Source organism: Paraglaciecola sp. 20A4 (assembly GCF_011378905.1).
Lineage (GTDB): Bacteria > Pseudomonadota > Gammaproteobacteria > Enterobacterales > Alteromonadaceae > Paraglaciecola.
In genome coordinates, this window is the sequence record NZ_WTPY01000003.1 from 60,197 (window position 1) to 81,600 (window position 21,404).

The window sequence follows — 21,404 nt, forward strand, 5'->3', positions numbered from 1 at the left end:
ATTGGAACAAAGGGAACTTAGTATGAAAATTTATTTAGTCATCGGTGCGTTTGGTGCCATGCTCGCGGTTATATTGGGTGCTTTTGCGGCCCACGGCCTCAAAAGTCAGTTATCGGATAACCTACTTGCGGCATTTCAAACTGGGGTACAATACCAGATGTACCATAGCCTAGGCTTAATTTTGTTGGTCTTGGTTGCGCAAGTTATGCCTAGTGCGCAGTTAGCGTGGTCGGCCGCATTTATGACCACTGGTATTTTATTATTCAGTGGTAGCTTATATCTATTGGCCATTACTGGTATTAAATGGTTTGGCCCAATTACGCCAATCGGTGGTCTGTGCTTTATTATTGCATGGGCCATATTTATATTTTCAGCAGTTAAAGGGTTAAAATAATTAATGGCGGGTTTAGCATTATATTGTCGTACAGGCTTTGAGAAAGACTTAGCGAATGAAGTAATTGAAAAGAGTGCTAGCCTAAACGTTTTTGGCTATCCAGAGCTAAAGGTCAATAGTGGCTTGGTACTATTTCACTGTTATCAAGCAGAAGACGCGGACAAATTAGCTAAATCTTTGGCGTTAACCAGTTTGATCTTTGCGCGTCAAATATTTGCATTTAGTGAGCGCTGCGAAGCCCTAGATACAAACGACCGTATTGGGCCAATTCTCGAGGCGTGTATAGAATTTCCCCAATGTGGAGAATTGCGCGTTGAACATGCTGACAGTACAGATGGCCGTGAGATATCAAAATTCTGTCGTAAGATAAGCGTGCCACTTAGACAAACGTTACGTGCGAAGGGTATTTTAACGCCACTAGAGCACAGCAAATTGCCCGTATGTCATGTTTATTTTTCAGACAGTACCACCGCCATTGTTGGTTATTCGTATCCGCAAAATAACTCGCCTTATCCCTTAGGTATTCTTCGTCTTAAGTTTCCGAACGAGGCACCTAGTCGCTCGACGTTAAAGTTAGATGAAGCGTTTCACTTGTTTATACCTAAAAAGGAGCATGGCAAGCGTTTATCCGGAGGACTCCATGCAGTTGATTTAGGTGCTTGTCCTGGCGGGTGGACTTATCAATTGGTTAAACGAGGTATGTTTGTTGAGGCGGTGGATAATGGCGCCATGGATGAGGCGTTAATGGCCACAGGTCAAGTGCGCTATTGTCCTGAAGACGGCTTTAAATTCCAACCTCGCCGTAATAATGTTTATTGGTTAGTGTGCGATATGATTGAGCAGCCCCAACGTGTGGCAAAATTAATCGCGACCTGGGTGGCTACCAAACGTTGCCAAGAAAGTATATTTAATCTTAAGCTACCGATGAAAAAACGCTATGAATCGGTACAAGAAGCCTTAGCGATAATCGACCAATGTATTGAACAACATCACGCAGGGCCTTATGATTTGAGTGTGAAACACTTATATCACGACCGGGAAGAAGTGACTGTACATCTCAGATTAAAGCCATAGTTATTGCTTAATACGTGGTCTGATAAACGGATTAAAATATATGAAAACAATAGCCTAAACTGCTTAAATTAAATGATTAAAATGGTATTAGGCCAGAATTAATCAGTGCGCAGATGTTTGCTATCAGTATAATAATGAACAGAACATAGACAGTGTAGTGACAATAAATGAAGAACATTGAAATAGAAGACGATTTATACGCTTATATAGCGTCACAGACCCAGCACATAGGCGAGACGGCATCAGATATATTACGTCGTATTGTAATGCCAGGAAATAGCGTACAGAAGCCAACGTTAAAGACTGCGGTCAGTGTACCCAAAGCGCCTAGCGCAAATGTATTTACTCAGGTTACTACTGAAGAATTGCTTGAATACCCAAAAATGGTAGAACGCTTTTTGAAAATTTTGTCGGTACTTGAAACCATCCACGGTGCTCAATTCGATGAAGTACTCACCCTAAGTGGTAGAAATAGAGTGTACTTTGCTAAAGACAAAGACACCTTGTTACAGGCCAGTAGCGTGACTAACCCTAAACAGATAGGCGAGTCTATATTTTGGGTTATGACCAACAACAACACCGCTAAAAAAGCATCTCTTATTAAAGAAGTTGCTGACGTATTGGGCTACAGCGCTAATGACGCTCACCGCTTAGCCGTATTATTTGCCCCGGAATTATATGAAGACTAACTAAAGGATCGATATGGCTATTCACCCAGAAGCAGGTAAACCAGCATCACAAGAACAACTCGTAAACGTTGCTCAATTAATTAGTGCCTATTACAGCAACAAACCTGACAAAAATGACGTCAGCCAAGCCGTTACTTTTGGTACATCTGGGCATCGCGGAAGTTCCTTTAAAAGTAGCTTCACCGATACTCATATTGCAGCTATTAGCCAAGCATTAGCTGAATATCGTCAAGCCAATAATATTGATGGACCGATGTATGTAGGCATGGATACCCACGCACTTTCAGAAGCTGCATTTACCACGGCAATCGAAGTGCTTGCTGCTAATCAGGTCAAGTTAGTTGTCCAACAAGACCGAGGCTATACACCAACACCTGTAATTAGCCATGCAATTCTCGGTTATAACGAAGGTAGAACGTCTGGTTTTTCGGATGGCGTAGTGATTACACCTTCGCATAATCCCCCAGAAGACGGCGGTTTTAAATATAACCCGCCCCACGGAGGTCCTGCCGACAGTGATGTAACTAACCTTATCCAAGCAAGAGCGAACGAGTTGATTCAAGCTGATTTGCAGGGCGTGAAACGTATAGCGTATCAAGTAGCGTACGATACTGGCTTAGTTCAGGAAGTCGATTTCTCTGAGGACTATATAGCGCAACTTGACCAAGTCATTGATATGGAAGCTATTGCCAAGGCTGGTTTAAAGCTTGGTACTGATCCACTTGGCGGTGCCGGTCTATACTACTGGGATAAAATATCCAAGCGCTATGGTCTTAATATTGAAGTGGTTAACCTTAAAGTTGACCAACAATTTGGGTTTATGCACCGTGATAAAGATGGCAAGTTACGCATGGACTGTTCTTCGCCTTATGCTATGGCGGGGCTAATTGCTCTAAAAGACCGTTTCGACTTAGCATTTGGTAATGATCCTGATTTTGATCGTCACGGCATCGTGACCAAAACAGGCGGTTTGATGAATCCTAATCATTATCTTGCGGTGGCAATTGAGTATTTGTACTCCCATCGTAAAGATTGGCCTGCTGGCTTAAAGGTCGGAAAGACCCTTGTTTCTAGTAGTATGATTGACCGCGTTGCACAGGATGCTGGTTTAACGGTTGCTGAAATGCCTGTTGGTTTTAAATGGTTTGTTCAAGGTATGCTCAACAGCGAATTTGGATTTGCCGGCGAAGAAAGTGCAGGTGGCATATTTTTACGACGCAACGGTAAGCCATGGGCGACAGATAAAGACGGTATCATTCTATGTTTGTTAGCGGCTGAAATTTTGGCGGTTACGGGCAAAGATCCCAGCGAGCACTATCAAGCGTTTACCGCTAAATTTGGTTCACCTCTTTATACACGTATCGATGTACCCGCAACTCATGCTCAAAAACAAGCCCTTAGTAAAACCGACAAAAATGCGATCACATCTAAAGAGTTAGCGGGGGAGCCTATTGTTTCAATACAGACACATGCATCTGGAAACAACGCTGCAATCGGTGGTGTTAAAGTCGCTACTGAGAATGGTTGGTTTGCCGCCCGTCCTTCAGGCACTGAGGAAATATATAAAATTTATGCTGAGAGTTTCAATGGTGAAAAGCATTTACAACTTTTGATCGATGAAGCACAAAAACTAGTGGCGCGTATATTTGCCAATGTCATGTAATACTCCTGTAAAATAAATGTATCTTTATCAGTATTATTAGACGGTTGAATACGTATTCAACCGTCTTTTTTATTGTGTTAACATATTTTTAACAGAAAATTTCCGATTTACCTGCTAAAACTATCCTCAGTTAATTTTTGTAATTTTATTACGGGTTTTATCGTCAGGATATTAACCATTTAATAACATGTTTGGATTGAGGTAACACAATGGCAGTAAAACCTGTGAAACGAAACGCAAAAAAAGCGGTAACAGTGAGTCCTGCTGGACTTAATAAAAATGAACTGAAGGCGGCTATCGTTAAACATTTGCATTGTTCTTTAGGAACTGACGAAAACAAAGCGAATAATCATGCATGGTGGAAGGCGACCTGTGCTTCTGTGCAAGAACACGTGTTGGAAGGGCTGCGTAAAACACAAAAATCTCACTATATGAACGATACTCGTGCGGTTCACTATTTTTCAGCTGAATTTTTAATGGGTCGACTAACCTCGAATAATTTACATAACTTAGGTCTTTTTGAACCGGCTGAAAAAGCGCTAAATGAATTGGGCGTAAACCTAACAGATATTATGGAAGAAGAGCAGGATATGGCCTTGGGCAATGGCGGCCTTGGCCGTCTTGCCGCCTGTTTTATTGATTCACTTGCTACCCTAGATTTACCCGCAGTCGGTTACGGTTTGCATTACGAACATGGTTTATTTCGTCAAGAAATACAAAATGGTGAGCAAATAGAGCGTCCTGACAGCTGGCGTGATTACGGAAATCCTTGGGAGATTTGCCGCCCTGAATCTATTCAAGATATTCCACTGTATGGATATGTTGAAACAAAATACGGAGAAAATGGCCGTATAAATAAAGAATGGCACCCCGGACTGATTGTAAAAGGACTACCTTGGGATATTCCGGTGGTAGGGTACGGCGGTAAAACGGTAAATGTTTTACGTTTATGGCAAAGCCAAGCATCCGATTACTTTAACTGGGATGTGTTTAACGCCGGTGGCTATGTTGATGCGCAAAAAGAAAATGTCCAAGCTGAAACAATCTCAAAAGTATTGTATCCCAACGACGAAACCGAGGTAGGTAAAGAACTACGTCTTATTCAACAATACTTTTTTAGTGCATGCTCACTAAAAGATATCATTCGTCGTTATAAACGGGCGCACGGCGATGATTGGAGTCGTTTTTCAGAGCAAGTTGTTATCCAGCTAAACGACACGCATCCTGCGGTAGCGATACCGGAACTAATGCGTATATTGATCGACCGGGCAGAGCTTGATTGGGAATACGCTTGGAGTATTTGTAGCAAAACATTTGCCTATACTAACCATACTTTACTGCCTGAAGCATTAGAGAAATGGCCTGCTCGTATGTTCGAAAAAATATTGCCACGCCATTTAGAAATAATTTATGAAATCAATCATAGATTTATGGAGGAAGTCGAGGCTGTTTGGCCTGGCGATAATGCCATTAAAAAGAAATTATCCATTATCGAAGAGGGCCATGAAAAAATGGTCCGCATGGGCAACTTATCGGTCATTGGCTCCTTTGCAGTCAATGGTGTAGCTGAAATCCATTCTGAATTGGTTAAAAAAGATCTTTTTCCTGAGTTTAATCAAATGTGGCCTGGTAAATTGACCAATGTGACGAATGGAATTACCCCTCGTCGTTGGTTAAAGGCCTGTAATCCTGCGTTGTCTCATTTAATAGATGGGAAAATCGGCCAAGATTGGCCATTGCATCTAGATAAACTGCAAGAGCTGGCTAATTTTGCTGATGATGCTAAATTTCAAAAACAGTTTATGCAAATTAAGCGCGACAATAAGGTAAAATTGACGCAAGAAGTGCTTAAGTTAACAGGGATAGAAATTGATCCAAACGCTATATTCGATATTCAAATCAAGCGACTGCATGAATACAAGCGTCAACATTTAAATCTTTTACATATCATGGCCTTGTACCGCCGTTTATTAGCCAATCCTAATTATGACATACATCCACGAGTATTTTTATTTGGGGCGAAAGCAGCACCAGGCTATAAATTGGCTAAAGATATTATATTTGCGATTAACAAAGTAGCAGACAAGATAAATAATGATCATCGTGTTAATCACAAATTAAAGGTTGTTTTCCTACCGAATTACCGCGTTAGTCTGGCTGAAAAAATGATACCTGCAGCGGATATCTCTGAACAAATATCGACAGCAGGTAAAGAGGCTTCTGGTACAGGTAATATGAAGTTATCATTAAATGGTGCGTTAACCGTTGGTACGTTAGATGGGGCGAATATTGAAATTGCTGAGGAAGTAGGGGACGAGAATATCTTTATATTCGGTCTGACGGTCAGTGAAATAGAAGCGCTTGAACTAAAGGGCTACAACCCATTTGACTATTACGATAATAATAGTGAACTCAAAGCGGTACTCGATTGGTTAGACAGTGATTATTTTACACCAGGCAAGCCTGGTGCATTGTCTTCACTAAAACGCAGTATGCTAGAAGGGGGTGACCCTTACAAAGTACTAGCAGATTTCGCTTCATACAGCGACGCACAAGCGCTTGCTGATAAAGCATACAAAGACAAAGATAGATGGGCCAAAATGGCTATTTTAAACACCGCACGCATGGGCAAGTTTACTTCCGACCGCTCAATTAAAGATTATGTTGAACGTATCTGGAAACTGACACCTTGCAAAGTGGAGTAGTAATATAGCGTTAGTACTTTTAACCACAGAATGGCTTTAACCCCAGCCATTTTCCTGTAGACTAAGGTATTATATGGAAAGCCCAAATTGCATTTTTGGGCTTTTATTCCTACTAAAAATAGACACTTAGTGTCTGATGTATTTGGGGTTCATATAGCTGCATGATACCAGTCCATGATTCGTTGCGAACGTTACCTAATCGTCATGTGTTTTTAAAACAGATCGACGAAATGCTTAAGCGCCATCCCCATCATTCTATGCTTTTAATTGATGTAGTACGCTTTTCGGACGTCAGTAGTAGCTTTGGTTATGAACTCGGTGATGAACTGCTGCTCAATATAGCTAACCGCATAAATTATATATTCGCTGGGCATGATGCTCATCTAGGACGTATCAGCGGTGATATTTTCGGTTTGGTAATTCCCGGTAAGTTTAGTCAGATACAGTTACAACGCTTTTATATCCATCTTATCGAACACTTCAAGACACCAATTGCGGTGGGCGATCATTCTTTTATTGCTGATTTTAATGTTGGCGGTGTATCGAATGAAGAGTCCGAAATTGCAGCCAGTCAGTTTTTCACCAGAGTAGAAGCCGCACTTAAACAAGCCAAGCAAAATCGTTATGATAATTTCTGTTATATGAGCTTAATAGATAAGCCAGATAACAGCAGGTCGATTACCCTAAAGGCAGACTTAAAACGTGCCTTAGCTCAAGACGAATTAGAGATCTATTTTCAGCCGAAAGTTAATCTACGTACCTTACAAATTACTGGGGCTGAATGTTTATTGCGCTGGAACCATCCCCTAGATGGCATTTTGTTTCCAGGCGCGCTAATTGAAGCTGCTGAATCATACAACATGATGAACGAAATGGGTTATTGGGTATTAGAAGCAGCATTTAAAGGAGCAAAACACCTTTACGATCTCAATATTCACTTAAAGCTTTCAGTTAATATGTCACCGACACAATTGTACGATCCTAACTTTGTCGATCACTTAGCTGAATTTGCGCGTATATATAACGTTGACTTACGCCGGATTGAAATTGAATTAACCGAGGACGTTGCCCTCTCTAATTCCTTTGTGGTGACATCACAATTGTCCCAAATTCGTGCACTAGGTGTGTCAGTGGCCATAGATGACTTTGGAAAGGGTTATTCCAATCTCGCTTATATGCGCAATATAGAATTGGACACCATAAAAATTGATAAAACTTTTGTTATGGAACTCGCTGAAAGTCCGATTAACCGCGCCGTAATTGAAGCGTCGAAATTAATTGCAAAAGCAGCGAAGTGTGAAGTCGTCGCTGAGGGGATTGAAAATATCCATCAACTTCACATATTGCGTGAAATTGGCATTATGGAAGGCCAAGGCTTTCTATTTTCCCGTGCCGTGCCATTAAAGGATTTTATCGTATTAACCCAACAAGATTTTATGGTCGGTAATTCTCATGTGCGTTCAATTGATACGGATAAGTCAGTGAGTCATTTCAATTAGTTACTGGCCTTTGTAATATATGATTATTCAAGGCGCATGGTAGTAGCGTTATTAAGAGCATTTATGCAAATACAAGATAGCAGTTCAATAATAAAGCATTTACGTGAGACCGGACAGTTTCTAGCATTGTCGCGCAGTCAACCTGACGTGTTTAAAAACAGCATAACCTTTTCATTAGATAATGGGACTAAGGTGGATGTTCTAGGTCCCGGTATTCTTTCTTTTACACCACGAATAACAGGTGGCAAATCCATCGTTTTGTCTAGTGGGATCCATGGAAATGAAACCGCACCCATCGAGATATGTGACCATTACGTGGTTGACATTTTGATGGAGAAAATAGCCCTAGCCCATAGGGTACTATTTATCTTTGGTAATTTACCCGCCATGGATAGCGCCACTCGGTTTATTGATGAAAATTTAAATCGTTTGTTTAGTGGTGCCCATGCGAGCGCTGAGGTGAATCAAAATAGCTATGAATGCTCAAGAGCAAAAGAATTAGAACATGCCGTCAGCCATTTTTATCGGGCAGAAGAAAATTCAGAAGAACGTTATCATTACGATTTGCACACCGCTATTCGTCCTTCAAAGAATGAAAAATTTGCGGTCTATCCATTTCTACACGGTAAAGCCCATAGTAGAGAACAGTTAAGTTTCTTATTAGCCTGTGGCGTTGATACGTTTTTACTATCTGGTAGTACAACGACCACCTTTAGTTATTACTCGTCACACCAGTTTGGCGCGCACGCTTTTACTGTAGAGCTGGGTAAAGTACTGCCTTTTGGACAAAATGATATGTCTCGTTTTAGTCAAGTTCGAGACACATTGGAACGCTTTATTTGTGGACACACCATAGCGAGTAAGACCTTTAAAAATAGCGATTTTTCAATTTATCAAGTGAATCAGGTGATTAATAAGACCCAACATGACTTTTCCTTGGATTTTTCTGATGATTTACCAAATTTTAGCGATTTTCCAGCGGGGACGTTATTGGCTCATGAGACAGGTGTTGAGTATCGTACGTCTCATGATGGCGAAGCGGTTGTGTTTCCCAATGCGAATGTAGCAATTGGTCAACGCGCAATTTTAACGGTTATTCCTACAACGCTAGATTGATTTGTAGTGGTTTTGTTACAAATATGTGCAATCGGGCAGCACGTAATCAGTATATTCTTTGCTAACGTAGGTATCAGTCAATTCGATAATTCAAGGACAGCAACATGATAATGACAACTACCCCGAGCATCGAAGGTAAAAAGATTGAACGTTATTGCGGTATTGTGGTGGGCGAAGCCGTAATGGGTGCAAATGTGTTTAAAGATATTTTCGCCGCAATCCGTGATGTAGTCGGTGGCCGTTCAGGCGCGTATGAAGACGAGTTAACTAACGCCCGACAAATTGGCTTTCGTGAACTAGAAGCTGAAGCGCGTGCAATGGGGGCAAATGCTGTCGTAGGCATCGATATTGATTACGAAGTCGTTGGTAAAGGCGGCAGTATGCTGATGGTTAGTATCAGTGGAACCGCCGTTAAGTGTGATGATCTTTAACTGTTACACGCAGACTATTGCTTGAATCATCAATACATAAAAAGCGTAATTCAATAAAAAACGTTAATGATTTGGGAAATATTATTAGTCTAAACCGCGCTGTCTATTACTTGTTTTCCCAGTCATCTTCATCGTCAAAGTTCTTATTGTTGTCTTTACTTGGCTTAGGTAACTTGGCTTTAGCACTTTGCTGCAATAAAAATATATTACCGAGAATAAATCCCAGTACGACAACGATGATGGCGACGACGATCCAAATATTCATTATTTATCCGATTGTTAGGCTGATGCCCATGATTTACGCATCTATACCGCGATTGAGTATGTACTTGTGATAAATCATTGGCAATCGAGATAGCACATAGTTTCGTCCGCTGATGTCTTCTTTAGCCAAGACAGTTTGTAAAGCATCTAGTGTGTGGAGTTGTTGTATCTTATTCGCCACTGGCTGATAACTAATATGCCACGGTTCAGTTGAAACTCCTCCATTATAAAAAGAGTAGGGCAGATAAAAATCAAATTTTTCCGCATGATCAACTAACCACTCACTAAGAGCACCACAAGGGCCATTGACACTATATTCATCGGGCACGAGTTGTAATTTTTTACCTGAACGCTCTATGGCATGGCTGTCAAATATATCTAAGTCTGTGCCCCAGTGATGTCGGCTTGCTCCGGGCAACGCAGACCACGTTAATATTGCGGCTAATTTTTTCTCTTCAGACAAGCTAGCGTTATCAAGCAAGCTACCATTGGGTGCATAAAGGGGACGTAAGCCTTGCCACTTCTGATCCCATATAAATTTCTGCCGATGAAAATCTCGATAGCTACTGGCGATGTTAATGTTAACATTGTCTTTTTTAGCTGCTTGTTGCATCAACAGAAAAGCATCATAGGTTTGTTTTTCAAGGCGATGACCGTCTTGTGCTTCACACAAGTGCGAAGCATCAAGCCCTAACGCATGTTGAGTTGTTATCAAGCTAACAACCTTTCTAGAATGCCTTCATATATTTTGGCCAATTCGGCTAAATCGGTAATTTTGACATTTTCATTAATTTTATGGATTGTCGCATTCACTGGTCCCAATTCAATAACTTGTGCGCCAGTAGGGGCGATAAAACGTCCGTCTGAAGTACCCCCGGCAGTGGACAGTTCCGTTTCTCTGCCAGTAATGGCTTTTATGGCGCCTTGGGTTGCTTCTACCAATTTACCTGAATCGGTCAAAAATGGTTGACCGTTGAATGTCCAATGAATGTGATATTCAAAATCGTATTTATCTAAGATATGTGTAACGCGTTCAATTAGTTGTTGGTCAGTCACTTCAGTGGAAAAGCGAAAGTTAAAACATGCTGTCAATTCCCCTGGTATTACATTTCCGGCGCCGGTACCTGAGTTGATATTCGATACTTGAAAGCTGGTTGGTGGGAATGAAGCATTACCGTTATCCCAATGGGTATTCGCAAGCTCTGCAAATGCTGGGGCTGAAAGATGAATAGGGTTTTTAGCTAAATGAGGGTAGGCCACATGCCCTTGAATTCCTTTAACAGTAATATCACCTGTTAATGAGCCACGACGGCCATTTTTAACTACATCACCGACTTCGTTTGTGCTTGATGGCTCGCCTACCAAGCACCATGTCATTTTCTCGTTTCGCGCTTCAAGTGTATCAATAACCCGTGTCGTACCATTTATAAATGGGCCTTCTTCGTCACTCGTAATAAGAAAGGCAATTGAACCGCTATGGCTTGGGTGCTTTGTAACGAAGGATTTAGTCGCTACTAACATTGCAGCAAGGCTTCCTTTCATATCAGCTGCGCCGCGTCCATATATTTGACCGTCATGTTCAGTCGCAACAAACGGAGGGAATATCCATTTATCAGCGGGGCCACTTGGTACTACGTCAGTGTGCCCAGCAAAACAAAATAGAGGACCTGAATTGCCTTTGCGCGCCCACATATTAGTCGTATCTTCAAACACCAAGGGCTCAATTATAAAACCTAGTGGGTTTAGATAATCAGCCATTAACTGCTGACAGCCAGCGTCATTTGGTGTGACAGATTGACGGTTAATTAATTCTTTGGTTAGTGCTAATACTTCACAGCTCATTTAAACATCTCTTGGTATACGGCATCTTTGAATCCAACAATATGATGGTCTTGGTGGATCAGTAGGGGGCGCTTTATTATCGCAGGCGCTTCAAGCATCAAAGCGAGCGCAGTGTCCTTATTTAAGTTTTCCTTTTGCGCATCTGATAATTGACGGAACGTCGTACCTCGCTTATTCAAAAGCGATTCCCATCCCACAACGGATTCAACGTCCGCCAACCATTTTGGATCTAAACCGTCGGCGCGATAATCATGAAATTGATATTCTATATCATTCGAACTTAACCATTTTCGTGCCTTCTTAATGGTGTCGCAATTTTTTATACCGTACATAGTGGTCATTATATATTCATCACCTGATAAGAGAACTTAGCCGTTAACTATAGCGAGATTGGGCCGCTAGCGTAAAGAGGAAAACCAGTTTAGTGGTAAATTTGTGGCGAATAGCCATCTGCTGTTTTTCTTTCGTTGACTTCACTATCGTTTCGTTATGAGGTAGTTGATTTTTATTGTGTATTAATTGGCTTTAAGACTTTTAATCCGGATTTTGTACCACACATTAAATAAATGAACTTTTCAAAACGCTTATCCAACAGTATTTTAGCCAGTAGCGCATTCGTAGTGTTGTTGTGGTGTATTAAATCCGCTGAGATTTTATTCTCCTTGGATTTACACATGTTCGCTATATACCCTCATAAATTAAGTAGTGCACTGGGGATTGTTACGGCACCGCTGATCCACGGCTCGCTTGAACATATTTACAGTAATAGTCTGCCATTGTTAGTGTTGTTAACCGCTCTATTATATGGCTATCCGCGCTCGCGACTGCGTGTACTTTTAAGTGTATGGCTGTTGTCAGGACTTGGCGTGTGGATTTTCGCAAGAGATGCATACCACTTAGGAGTCAGTGGGATCACCCACGGGATTTTCTTCTATTTATTAGTGGTGGGAATATTACGCAGAGATAAGTCCTCTGTGGCTATTATGATGATTGCGTTTTTTATGTACGGAGGAATGACGATGAGTATTTTCCCCCGAGAGCCCGGTATTTCTTTTGAGTATCATTTGTTTGGCGGTATAAGTGGGGCACTGGTCGCATTAATTTGGTATCGGCTAGACCCCAAACAGCAAGATAAACCCTATTCGTGGGAGCAAGACGCACGTGAAGTAGATGACCCTATTATCGGCGATGAGTGGCGTGACACAGGTAGTAATAAAGGGAGTAATACAGCATTGAATGAACAGACTAACTCAAATGTCAAAGCACCGCCTGTTCGACATTCTAGTCAAGTAAATGACCTATTAGCTGACGATTTACGTAATCAAAATTCTAACGATAAACAATATCCATCGTAATCAACAATGTTTTATATACAGTGTAAAATTAAGACACACATAGAGTGCCTAACGCCAGATTTAAGTTATGCGTAACCAAACTTTTTTTTCATATTGTCCGCAACTATTTATAAAGCCAACCGATAGGTTATTGATATATTAGGGTTACTGTTTGTTTTAACTCAACTTTTGTCTAGGCTTTTTAGTGACAACCCAGTAGTATGTTGTTTAATGTTAATTATTTGTAATGATTTTATATGCTGGATTTTAATTACTTTTTTAGAGTGCGTTATGGTGAGTGTGACGCACAAAGTGTGGTCTTTAATGCGCGTTATGGCGACTATGTGGATATCACCATGACGGAATATTTCAGAGCCTTCTATGGCGGTTTCGATCAGTTGATAAAACAAGGTGTTGACACACAAGTCGTAAATTTAAATATCAATTGGAAATCGTCTGCTCGCTTTGATGATATTGTGCGTGCAAGTGTGACAGTTCAAAAGGTCGGTAATACTTCCTTCACATGCCAGGTGCTGTTATTCCATCATGAGACTGACAGGCTAATTGTCAGTGCCGATATAACTTATGTATGTGTGGACGCTGAAAAGTTCAGTAAAGTGTCCATTCCCGATTCGTTGAAAGACGCATTTTCTACCCCTGCTCAAGCGGTGTTGATAAATCATGCTGGTGTAACCCTCGTTGACTAAACACCTACCTCAAAGGTTAATTACCACGAGTAGAGCAATATTGGATTTATCATAATACTACATTGATATTATGCTACTCGTGACACACATCTCATTTGACCAACTGGTTTATCGCGTTAAACGTTGTTCACTCGCAGCTAGATTTGTTCGTAATCTTGCGAATATACCGATATTTTCCCCGCGTATCTCAACCATAATACCCGTGAAAGGGGCTGAATACGTATGCAAAAACTTGTTTCCATATTGTTACAAAGGATAGTCTTACGAATGTGGCGACTAACTATTTATTAACATAGACCGCCCTGACCAATAAGATTAATCCTGCGTGTATATCAATCACGCTTTTTAGCTAACGGAACGTTATTGTGCGAGCACGTAAACGCCTGCAATTTGCCTTCTAATAATAAGTACTTTAAAGAGACACATACATGCAGCAAACAAAACCACAGTTGAGCTTTTGGCAAATTTGGAATATGTGCTTTGGCTTTCTCGGCATCCAATTTGGTTTTGCTTTGCAGAATTCCAACGTAAGCCGGATATTTGAATCTCTTGGCGCCGATTACAGCAACTTGGCTGTTTTATGGGTCGCCGCACCTATAACGGGTTTGGTTATTCAGCCTATTATCGGTTATCTAAGTGATAATACGTGGAACCGGTTGGGGCGTAGACGTCCTTATTTCCTATGGGGTGCCATTGCTGCGAGTGGCGCGTTGTTTATTATGCCAAATTCTCCAACCTTGTGGTTTGCTGCTGGTATGCTTTGGATAATGGATGCGTCTATAAATGTTTCCATGGAACCATTTCGGGCATTTGTAGGGGATATGCTTCCACCTAAACAGCGTGCTACTGGCTATGCTATGCAAACCTTCTTTATTGGCGTAGGGGCAGTAGTGGCCTCTGCGTTGCCTTGGATGATGACTAACTGGTTTGATATATCGAATATTGCCGCTGCAGGTGTAGTGCCTGACTCAGTAAAGTTTTCGTTCTACGCGGGGGGCAGTATATTCTTCGTCGCAGTACTGTGGACAGTGGTATCAACCAAAGAATATTCACCTGAACAATTAGCCGCATTTGAAGCCGCACAGGCCCAAATCAATGCGCATAATCCCCCTATTGTTGCTGCCAGAAGTGCAAAGCAGTATTTAATGGGAGGCAGCGCCTTTACCGTGATTGGTTTGATACTGTTAGCTATCATCTTTATTAACATCGAAGCGCTAGATAAAAACTTATATATTCTGGCTGGGGGTCTAATAGCGTTTGGTTTATGCCAGTTTATCGGCAGTTATATGGTCCATAAAAGCCATACTAAAAATGGATTTGCCCAAGTGCTTGGCGATCTGTTTGCTATGCCCCAAGCGATGCGTCAACTAGCAGTGGTTCAGTTTTTTTCTTGGTTTCCACTATTTGCTATGTGGATCTATACCAATTCAGGGGTAACGTCTCATCATTATGGTACGCGAGATACAAGCACGTTAGCGTATAACGAAGGCGCAGATTGGGTGTCAATATTAATGGCGACGTATAATGGTGTGTCTATCATCGCCGCCATTGTTATTCCATTTGTGGTACGAAAACTCAACTTACAATATGCTCATATGATTAATCTAACTTTAGGGGGCGTTGGGTTTATCTCATTCTGGTTTATTCGCGATCCTGCATGGTTGGTATTATCAATGGTAGGCGTTGGTTTCGCTTGGGCATCTATTTTGTCTGTGCCTTATGCCATATTAGCGAATGTACTACCGAGTAATAAAATGGGGGTATACATGGGTATATTCAATTTTTTCATCGTTATTCCACAGATACTCGCAGCCAGCATTTTAGGTTTTCTGATAACCAAAGTATTTGATAACCAACCTATATTTGCACTAGTCATAGGGGGTTGCAGTATGTTGATTGCAGGCGTTATGACTCTGCGTGTTAAAATTCCACAATAGCCGGATGGGACCAAACGATTTATGAAGATGTATTCAACTGAGCTTTTTACTGCTAACCATATTTTTACAAGTGTGACTGGATTAGCGCTCGCAATCGCCCTTGCTGGGTGCGGTAGCACACACAACAACATGGCTAAGACCACACGATTAAAAGAGACTGCGCAATTTTACGGAACTGATAATCCATTTGTAAAAGAAGCGGTTTATTTCGTGATGACAGACCGCTTTGTCGATGGCGATGAAAGTAATAATTATCCAGAGCAAGGAGGCAGTCTTCCTAGCTTCGATTTACCGCTTTATGGACAAAATGGCGCAAAGGCTAATGTCGGTTATTTAGGTGGAGATCTAAAAGGCATAGTAAACAACGCACAGTACATTAGTGATATGGGCTTTACTGCGGTCTGGCTAACGCCAATCGTTGACAACCCAGACCAACAATTTTCTGGCGGTGAATCAATTGGTTATGGTGGTGCGTTTAAAGACGGTGGTAAAACGGGGTACCACGGTTACTGGGCTGCAAATTTCTACAAAATAGACGAGCATTATCCATCCGCTGGTCTGAGCTATAAAAACTATACTGATGAAATGCGCCAGCAATATGGTTTGAAAACCGTATTTGATGTAGTGGCAAATCACGGCTCTCCTTCGTTTACGATGCCAATGCAGCAGCCAAAATTTGGTCAGCTTTACGACCAAAATGGGCAATTGGTTGCTGATCATCAGAATCTGCCTCCAGAGCAACTAGACCCCAACAATCCCTTACATCGTTTCTATCACAACACACCTGACATCATGCAGTTGTCCAATTTGAATGAAGATAATGAGGCGCTTAGAAATTATCTGATTAATTCTTATTTATATTGGATAGAGCAGGGAGCGGATGCCTTTCGTATCGACACGATAAAGCATGTCCCTCATCACTTTTGGCAAGAGATGGCCGAGCGGGTGCGAACCATTCATCCAGACTTTTTCATGTTTGCCGAAAGTTATGATTACAACGCAAATTTCATTGCTCAACATACCCTGGCTAAAAACGGCGGTATCAGTGTATTGGATTTTCCTGGCCAAAAAGCCATCACCAGCGTGTTTCAATCACCAGACAGTGAATACAGCGAGTTGTTAGCCTACTTGCACTTGACTCATGGGCCTTATGCCAACCCATACGAATTAACCACTTTTTATGATAATCATGATATGCCAAGGATGGACGCAACAGATAACGGTTTTATTGACGCCAATAATTGGCTTTTTACCAGTCGTGGTATCCCTGTTGTTTATCAAGGGTCAGAAATGGGGTTTATGCGTGGTAAAGCAGAGCATCAAGGTAACCGCAATTACTTGGGGCAAGAGAATATTGATAGGGCGAAAAGCCATCCAATACATTCACAGCTATCCGCAATTGCCAATGTGAGAAAATCGCATCCTGCACTGCAAAATGGATTGCAGGTAAACCTTGAATTTTCGAGTGAACATGCGGCATTTTTCCGCGTGATTCAACGTGGTGATATTGCGCAAACCGCATTGGTTTTACTTAACAAAGGTGATGACGCATTTCGTTTTAAGATAACAAAATATTTGCAAAGTGGGTTATGGTCAGAAGTCCGCTTTAATAATGAAAGCCAAAATCTGCAAGAGGGTAGTGCTTTAATTAGCAATGTTGATGGGCACAGCGTTAAAGTCTGGGTGCATGAAGGTCAGGTAACAGACCCGTTAATGCTAAAAGAATTGACACAATTAATGGCATTTAAATAGTAAGAAATAACGTGGAGCCGCTAGGCTCCACTTGATTGACGTATAACTAAATCAACCGGCATAAGATAATGTTCTACTTTTTCACCGGCTATTAGCTTAAGTAAACTCTCGACCAATATCTCGCCGGCTAAAATGGTATCTTGCTTTACTGTAGTCAATGCCGGATTCGCAAAGCTGGCCACTGGCACATTATCAAAACCAACAACGGCAATCTGTTTAGGGATCTCGATATCATTAGCGCGAAGAGCGCGTATTACACCGATAGCGATCAAATCACTAGCACACACGATGGCATCAATATGTGGGTGGTTTTTTAATAACGTCAATGTGGCTTCATAACCAGAATCTTCGGTTGAAATAGCATCTTGCTGCACCGCTTTTTGTTCCACATTCGCGAGCTTAAGCGCTTTTTGGTGGCCGTTATAACGCGCGAAGAATTCTGGAGCGCGGATATCAGCTCCTCCAATAAAGGCGAACCTACGTCGACCTAAGCTTAATAAATGTTGGGTAATGTCATAACCACCTTGAAAATTATCGCAACCAATAGATACGCCTGGATGATCATCATCTAGCGCGCCCCATCTAACAAAATGTGTATGTTGTGCCTCTAACTGACTTAGTTTGGTGCAGTATTCGGTATAATCACCATACCCAAGTAATATAATACCGTCTGCTTTATTAGAATCTTCGTAGTCAGCATGCCAGTCGTCACTTAAGTTTTGAAAAGAGATCAGTAAATCGTAACCCGCCTTAGCAGACGCACGGGTAATGCTACCCAGCATAGATAAAAAGAACGGATTAATAAGAGAGTTGTCGGACGTAGGATCTTCAAACAATAAAAGCGCTAAGGTCTTACTATGCTGACGCCTAAGATTACTGGCATTTTTATCAACCTTATAATTTCGCTCCCGGGCAATAGCTTGCACCTTTTCACGGGTTTCCTTGTTTACTAAAGGGCTATTGCGAAGTGCCCTTGACACCGTAGACTGCGACACACCTGCTTGATGGGCGATATCAAACGATGTAGCTTTTTCTTTCATTACCTCAAACCTTATTCGACAACACAAGATGGATATATCAATTGTTAATAAGAGTTATACACTAGCAAGCCGCTGAAATCCGCAACTAAATTTAATCAAGTTTATCGCAATACCTATATCATCCTTAAACTTAAGTAATTGATTTTGTGTATTTATAATCTGCACTCTGATGACCAAGAAGATATATTTCATTGGTCTTTCAGGTAATAAAAGGACTTTGCCAAGGAAGAATACTGGTATAATATCCGCTGTTTTCAACGTGCTAGCGTAGGGGTAATTATTAATGGCCGAGACCGAGAGTCGTCCGACCAATTTCATTCGTCAAATCATCGATAAAGATCTGCAATCTGGTTTACATCAGCAGGTTCATACACGTTTTCCGCCAGAGCCAAACGGTTATCTGCATATAGGCCATGCCAAGTCTATTTGTTTGAACTTTGGTATCGCAAAGGATTATCAGGGCCAGTGTAACTTACGGTTTGATGATACCAATCCTGACAAGGAAGATATTGATTACGTTAATGCGATTAAAAAAGACGTAAAATGGCTTGGTTTTGATTGGCAGGGCGAAGCCCGTTATTCATCCAATTATTTCGATCAATTACATGCTTTTGCTATTGAGCTGATTGAGAAAGGCTTGGCTTACGTTGATTTTTCAAATCAAGAGCAAGTACGCGAAATGCGTGGCACTCTCACGCGCCCTGGTGCTAACAGTCCTTATCGTGACACCTCTATCGAGGAAAATATCTGTCAGTTTGGTAAGATGAGAAACGGTGAGTATAAAGAAGGCGAATGTTTGCTGCGCGCTAAAATTGATATGGCGTCGCCATTTATGTGTATGCGTGATCCAGCGTTATATCGGGTTAAATTTGCTCACCATCATCAAACCGGTGACAAGTGGTGTATTTATCCCATGTACGACTTTACTCATTGCATTTCAGATGCCATTGAGGGAATAACCCATTCTTTATGTACGTTGGAATTCCAAGACAATCGTCGCCTGTACGATTGGGTACTGGAAAACATCACCATTGATGTTGTGCCTCGTCAATATGAATTCTCTCGTCTTAACCTTGAATATACTGTTTTAAGTAAACGTAAGCTTATTCAATTAGTTGAAGAAGAATATGTGAATGGTTGGGACGACCCTCGTATGCCAACTATAGCAGGTCTTCGTCGTCGAGGTTTCACTGCCGCTTCAATTCGTGAGTTTTGTAAACGTATCGGCGTAACCAAAATGGATAATATGGTTGAAATGGGGATGCTTGAAGCGCCCCTGCGTGATGAATTGAATGAAAATGCGCCTCGCGCAATGGCAGTATTAGAGCCGGTTAAAATTATTATTGAGAACTATCCCCAAGATAACTTTGAGACGTTAGTCGCGCCAAATCACCCAAATCGTCCAGAAATGGGCAGCCGCGAAGTGCCTTTTTCTCGAGAAATTTATATCGAAGCCGAAGATTTTCGAGAAGAAGCCAACAAGAAATTTAAGCGTTTAGTGTTGGGCAAAGAAGTGCGCTTACGCAATGCCTATGTGATCAAAGCACTGCGGGTAGATAAAGACGAGCAAAATAATGTCACCACGATTTACTGTGAGTACGACGCAGATACATTGGGTAAAGACCCAGCTGATGGACGTAAAGTGAAAGGGGTTATCCATTGGGTCTCCGCTGAGCACGCAGTAGCTGCAGAAATTCGTTTATATGACAGTCTTTTTTCTGTTCCGAACCCAGTGGCTGAAGAAGATTTTTCTGCATGTATCAACGGGAATTCTTTGACTATAAAACAAGGCTGGGTTGAACCTAGTTTAGCGAATGTTGCACTAACCCCTGATGAAATTCATGCTTATCAGTTTGAGCGTACGGGGTATTTTTGTTTTGATAAGGACAGCACTTCAGAAAAGTTGGTGTTCAATCGCACGGTTGGCTTGCGCGATACATGGGCTAAGATTGGTGACTAAAGGGTAAATATTTAGTTGTCATATTTTTATCGTTGAAAAAAAGCCCTGATCATATTGTATATGTTCGGGGCTTTTTTTAAATTACGCGATATTGTATGAGTTTCTATTTAGGTTGCGCGTGAAATGTCTTAGCTGTTTCGTGTTTACTGTGATCGCTCATTAAATAAATATAAAGCGGCATAATATCGGCGGGGGTTTTTAGCTTATTAGGATCTTCTGCCGGAAAAGCTTGGGCTCGCATATTCGTGCGAGTACCACCAGGGTTAATACAATTCGCTCTAATTGAGGTATTTTCGTTTTCATCAGCAATCACTTCCATCATGCCTTGGGTGGCAAATTTTGAAATAGCATAACTCCCCCAATAAGCACGGCCCTTTAAACCTACGCTAGAAGTAGTAAATATTATTGATGCACTCGCTGATTTTTTAAGTACAGGTATTAAGGCTTGTGTCATAAAGAACTGACTATTGACATTAACCTGCATTACTTTATTCCAATCATCTTCACTGATCAGTTCGAACGGCTCAAGGTGGCCTAAGACGCTTGCGTTGTGTAGCACACCATCAAGGCTTGGGAATTGATTTTCGATGGTACTCGCCATGTCGCGATAGTGTTGAGGGGTGGCACCCATAAGGTCCAGCGGTACGATTGCAGGCTCTTTTCCACCCTGCGCTAAAATTTGATCATACACAGCTTCTAGTTTACTCACTGTTTTGCCGAGTAATATAACGGTCGCGCCATATTTAGCATATTGCAGAGCCGCTTCTTTACCAATGCCATCGCCAGCACCAGTCACTAATATTGTTTTTGCCGCTAAAAGGCCAGATGTTGGTTGAAAATCAAACATATATTATTTATTTAAGTAAATTTTGCTGATTTTATCATTTAGATGTGAAAATATCCTACCAAATAGTCTTGGAAGACTGGATTATTTTTAGTTACATGTTTTTAACAATCCTTTGCAAATCAATATCAAACTACATAAGATTAATCTTCA

General features: G+C 41.4%; 19 protein-coding genes. 13 read left to right on the forward strand and 6 right to left on the reverse strand.

Annotation, left to right across the window (positions count from 1 at the left end; all coding sequences use genetic code 11):
* Nucleotides 1–22: 22 nt before the first annotated feature.
* The 8 genes from GQS54_RS04650 (at nt 23) to GQS54_RS04685 (ending at nt 9,571) form a co-directional block, all read left to right on the forward strand.
* Nucleotides 23–394: a DUF423 domain-containing protein gene (locus GQS54_RS04650; RefSeq protein ID WP_166422860.1), complete on the forward strand. Its 372-nt coding sequence runs from the start codon at nt 23–25 to the stop codon at nt 392–394.
* A 3-nt stretch (nt 395–397) separates the two neighbouring features.
* Nucleotides 398–1,468: a 23S rRNA (cytidine(2498)-2'-O)-methyltransferase RlmM gene (gene rlmM / locus GQS54_RS04655; RefSeq protein ID WP_166422861.1), complete on the forward strand. Its 1,071-nt coding sequence runs from the start codon at nt 398–400 to the stop codon at nt 1,466–1,468.
* 167 nt (nt 1,469–1,635) lie between these two features.
* Nucleotides 1,636–2,157: a Negative modulator of initiation of replication gene (locus GQS54_RS04660; protein WP_166422862.1), complete on the forward strand. Its 522-nt coding sequence runs from the start codon at nt 1,636–1,638 to the stop codon at nt 2,155–2,157.
* Between the two features lie 13 nt (nt 2,158–2,170).
* Nucleotides 2,171–3,820 (forward strand): phosphoglucomutase (alpha-D-glucose-1,6-bisphosphate-dependent), encoded by a 1,650-nt coding sequence (gene pgm, locus GQS54_RS04665; RefSeq protein WP_166422863.1) that lies wholly within the window; start codon nt 2,171–2,173, stop codon nt 3,818–3,820.
* 209 nt (nt 3,821–4,029) lie between these two features.
* Entirely contained in the window at nt 4,030–6,525 is a 2,496-nt protein-coding gene (locus GQS54_RS04670) for a glycogen/starch/alpha-glucan phosphorylase (RefSeq protein WP_166422864.1), read from the forward strand.
* A gap of 161 nt (nt 6,526–6,686) precedes the next feature.
* Nucleotides 6,687–8,024, forward strand: coding sequence for a bifunctional diguanylate cyclase/phosphodiesterase (locus GQS54_RS04675; RefSeq protein WP_166422865.1), 1,338 nt, complete (start codon nt 6,687–6,689; stop codon nt 8,022–8,024).
* A gap of 63 nt (nt 8,025–8,087) precedes the next feature.
* Complete coding sequence (gene astE, locus GQS54_RS04680; protein WP_166422866.1) at nt 8,088–9,140, forward strand: succinylglutamate desuccinylase; 1,053 nt, start codon at nt 8,088–8,090, stop codon at nt 9,138–9,140.
* A gap of 104 nt (nt 9,141–9,244) precedes the next feature.
* Complete coding sequence (locus GQS54_RS04685; RefSeq protein WP_158769901.1) at nt 9,245–9,571, forward strand: heavy metal-binding domain-containing protein; 327 nt, start codon at nt 9,245–9,247, stop codon at nt 9,569–9,571.
* A 106-nt stretch (nt 9,572–9,677) separates the two neighbouring features.
* Here the strand turns inward: GQS54_RS04685 and GQS54_RS04690 are convergent, their stop codons facing one another.
* Genes GQS54_RS04690 through GQS54_RS04705 form a run of 4 tightly spaced genes read right to left on the reverse strand, consistent with a single transcriptional unit; the run spans nt 9,678 to nt 12,018 of the window.
* On the reverse strand, nt 9,678–9,836 hold the full coding sequence (locus tag GQS54_RS04690; protein ID WP_166422867.1) for a DUF2897 family protein: 159 nt from the start codon (nt 9,834–9,836) through the stop codon (nt 9,678–9,680).
* 33 nt (nt 9,837–9,869) lie between these two features.
* Complete coding sequence (locus GQS54_RS04695; RefSeq protein WP_166422868.1) at nt 9,870–10,550, reverse strand: M15 family metallopeptidase; 681 nt, start codon at nt 10,548–10,550, stop codon at nt 9,870–9,872.
* Nucleotides 10,547–11,677 carry a succinyl-diaminopimelate desuccinylase gene (gene dapE / locus GQS54_RS04700; RefSeq protein WP_166422869.1) on the reverse strand — a complete coding sequence of 377 codons (1,131 nt, stop codon included), beginning with the start codon at nt 11,675–11,677 and terminating at the stop codon, nt 10,547–10,549. The genes GQS54_RS04695 and dapE overlap by 4 nt, the downstream gene beginning before the upstream one ends.
* Nucleotides 11,674–12,018 carry an ArsC family reductase gene (locus GQS54_RS04705; RefSeq protein WP_205967624.1) on the reverse strand — a complete coding sequence of 115 codons (345 nt, stop codon included), beginning with the start codon at nt 12,016–12,018 and terminating at the stop codon, nt 11,674–11,676. Before GQS54_RS04705 ends, dapE begins: the two co-directional genes overlap by 4 nt.
* Before the next feature lie 225 nt (nt 12,019–12,243).
* Here GQS54_RS04705 and GQS54_RS04710 point away from each other — a divergent pair, with 225 nt between their 5' ends.
* The 4 genes from GQS54_RS04710 to GQS54_RS04725 all read left to right on the forward strand — a co-directional run bounded on the left by GQS54_RS04710 (nt 12,244) and on the right by GQS54_RS04725 (nt 17,407).
* On the forward strand, nt 12,244–13,032 hold the full coding sequence (locus GQS54_RS04710; RefSeq protein WP_166422870.1) for a rhomboid family intramembrane serine protease: 789 nt from the start codon (nt 12,244–12,246) through the stop codon (nt 13,030–13,032).
* A gap of 236 nt (nt 13,033–13,268) precedes the next feature.
* Nucleotides 13,269–13,718 (forward strand): thioesterase family protein, encoded by a 450-nt coding sequence (locus GQS54_RS04715; RefSeq protein ID WP_166422871.1) that lies wholly within the window; start codon nt 13,269–13,271, stop codon nt 13,716–13,718.
* A 428-nt stretch (nt 13,719–14,146) separates the two neighbouring features.
* Entirely contained in the window at nt 14,147–15,655 is a 1,509-nt protein-coding gene (locus tag GQS54_RS04720; protein ID WP_166422872.1) for an MFS transporter, read from the forward strand.
* Between the two features lie 21 nt (nt 15,656–15,676).
* Complete coding sequence (locus GQS54_RS04725; RefSeq protein ID WP_166422873.1) at nt 15,677–17,407, forward strand: alpha-amylase family glycosyl hydrolase; 1,731 nt, start codon at nt 15,677–15,679, stop codon at nt 17,405–17,407.
* A gap of 20 nt (nt 17,408–17,427) precedes the next feature.
* On the opposite strand, the gene GQS54_RS04730 is transcribed toward GQS54_RS04725, so the two are convergent.
* Complete coding sequence (locus GQS54_RS04730; RefSeq protein ID WP_166422874.1) at nt 17,428–18,447, reverse strand: LacI family DNA-binding transcriptional regulator; 1,020 nt, start codon at nt 18,445–18,447, stop codon at nt 17,428–17,430.
* A 283-nt stretch (nt 18,448–18,730) separates the two neighbouring features.
* Between GQS54_RS04730 and glnS the strand changes: the two genes are divergently transcribed.
* The gene (glnS, locus tag GQS54_RS04735; RefSeq protein ID WP_166422875.1) at nt 18,731–20,407 is read left to right on the forward strand and encodes a glutamine--tRNA ligase; all 1,677 of its coding nucleotides are present in this window, start codon (nt 18,731–18,733) and stop codon (nt 20,405–20,407) included.
* 103 nt (nt 20,408–20,510) lie between these two features.
* Here glnS and GQS54_RS04740 read toward each other — a convergent pair whose 3' ends face one another.
* Nucleotides 20,511–21,254, reverse strand: coding sequence for a YciK family oxidoreductase (locus GQS54_RS04740; RefSeq protein WP_166422876.1), 744 nt, complete (start codon nt 21,252–21,254; stop codon nt 20,511–20,513).
* Nucleotides 21,255–21,404: the final 150 nt, after the last annotated feature.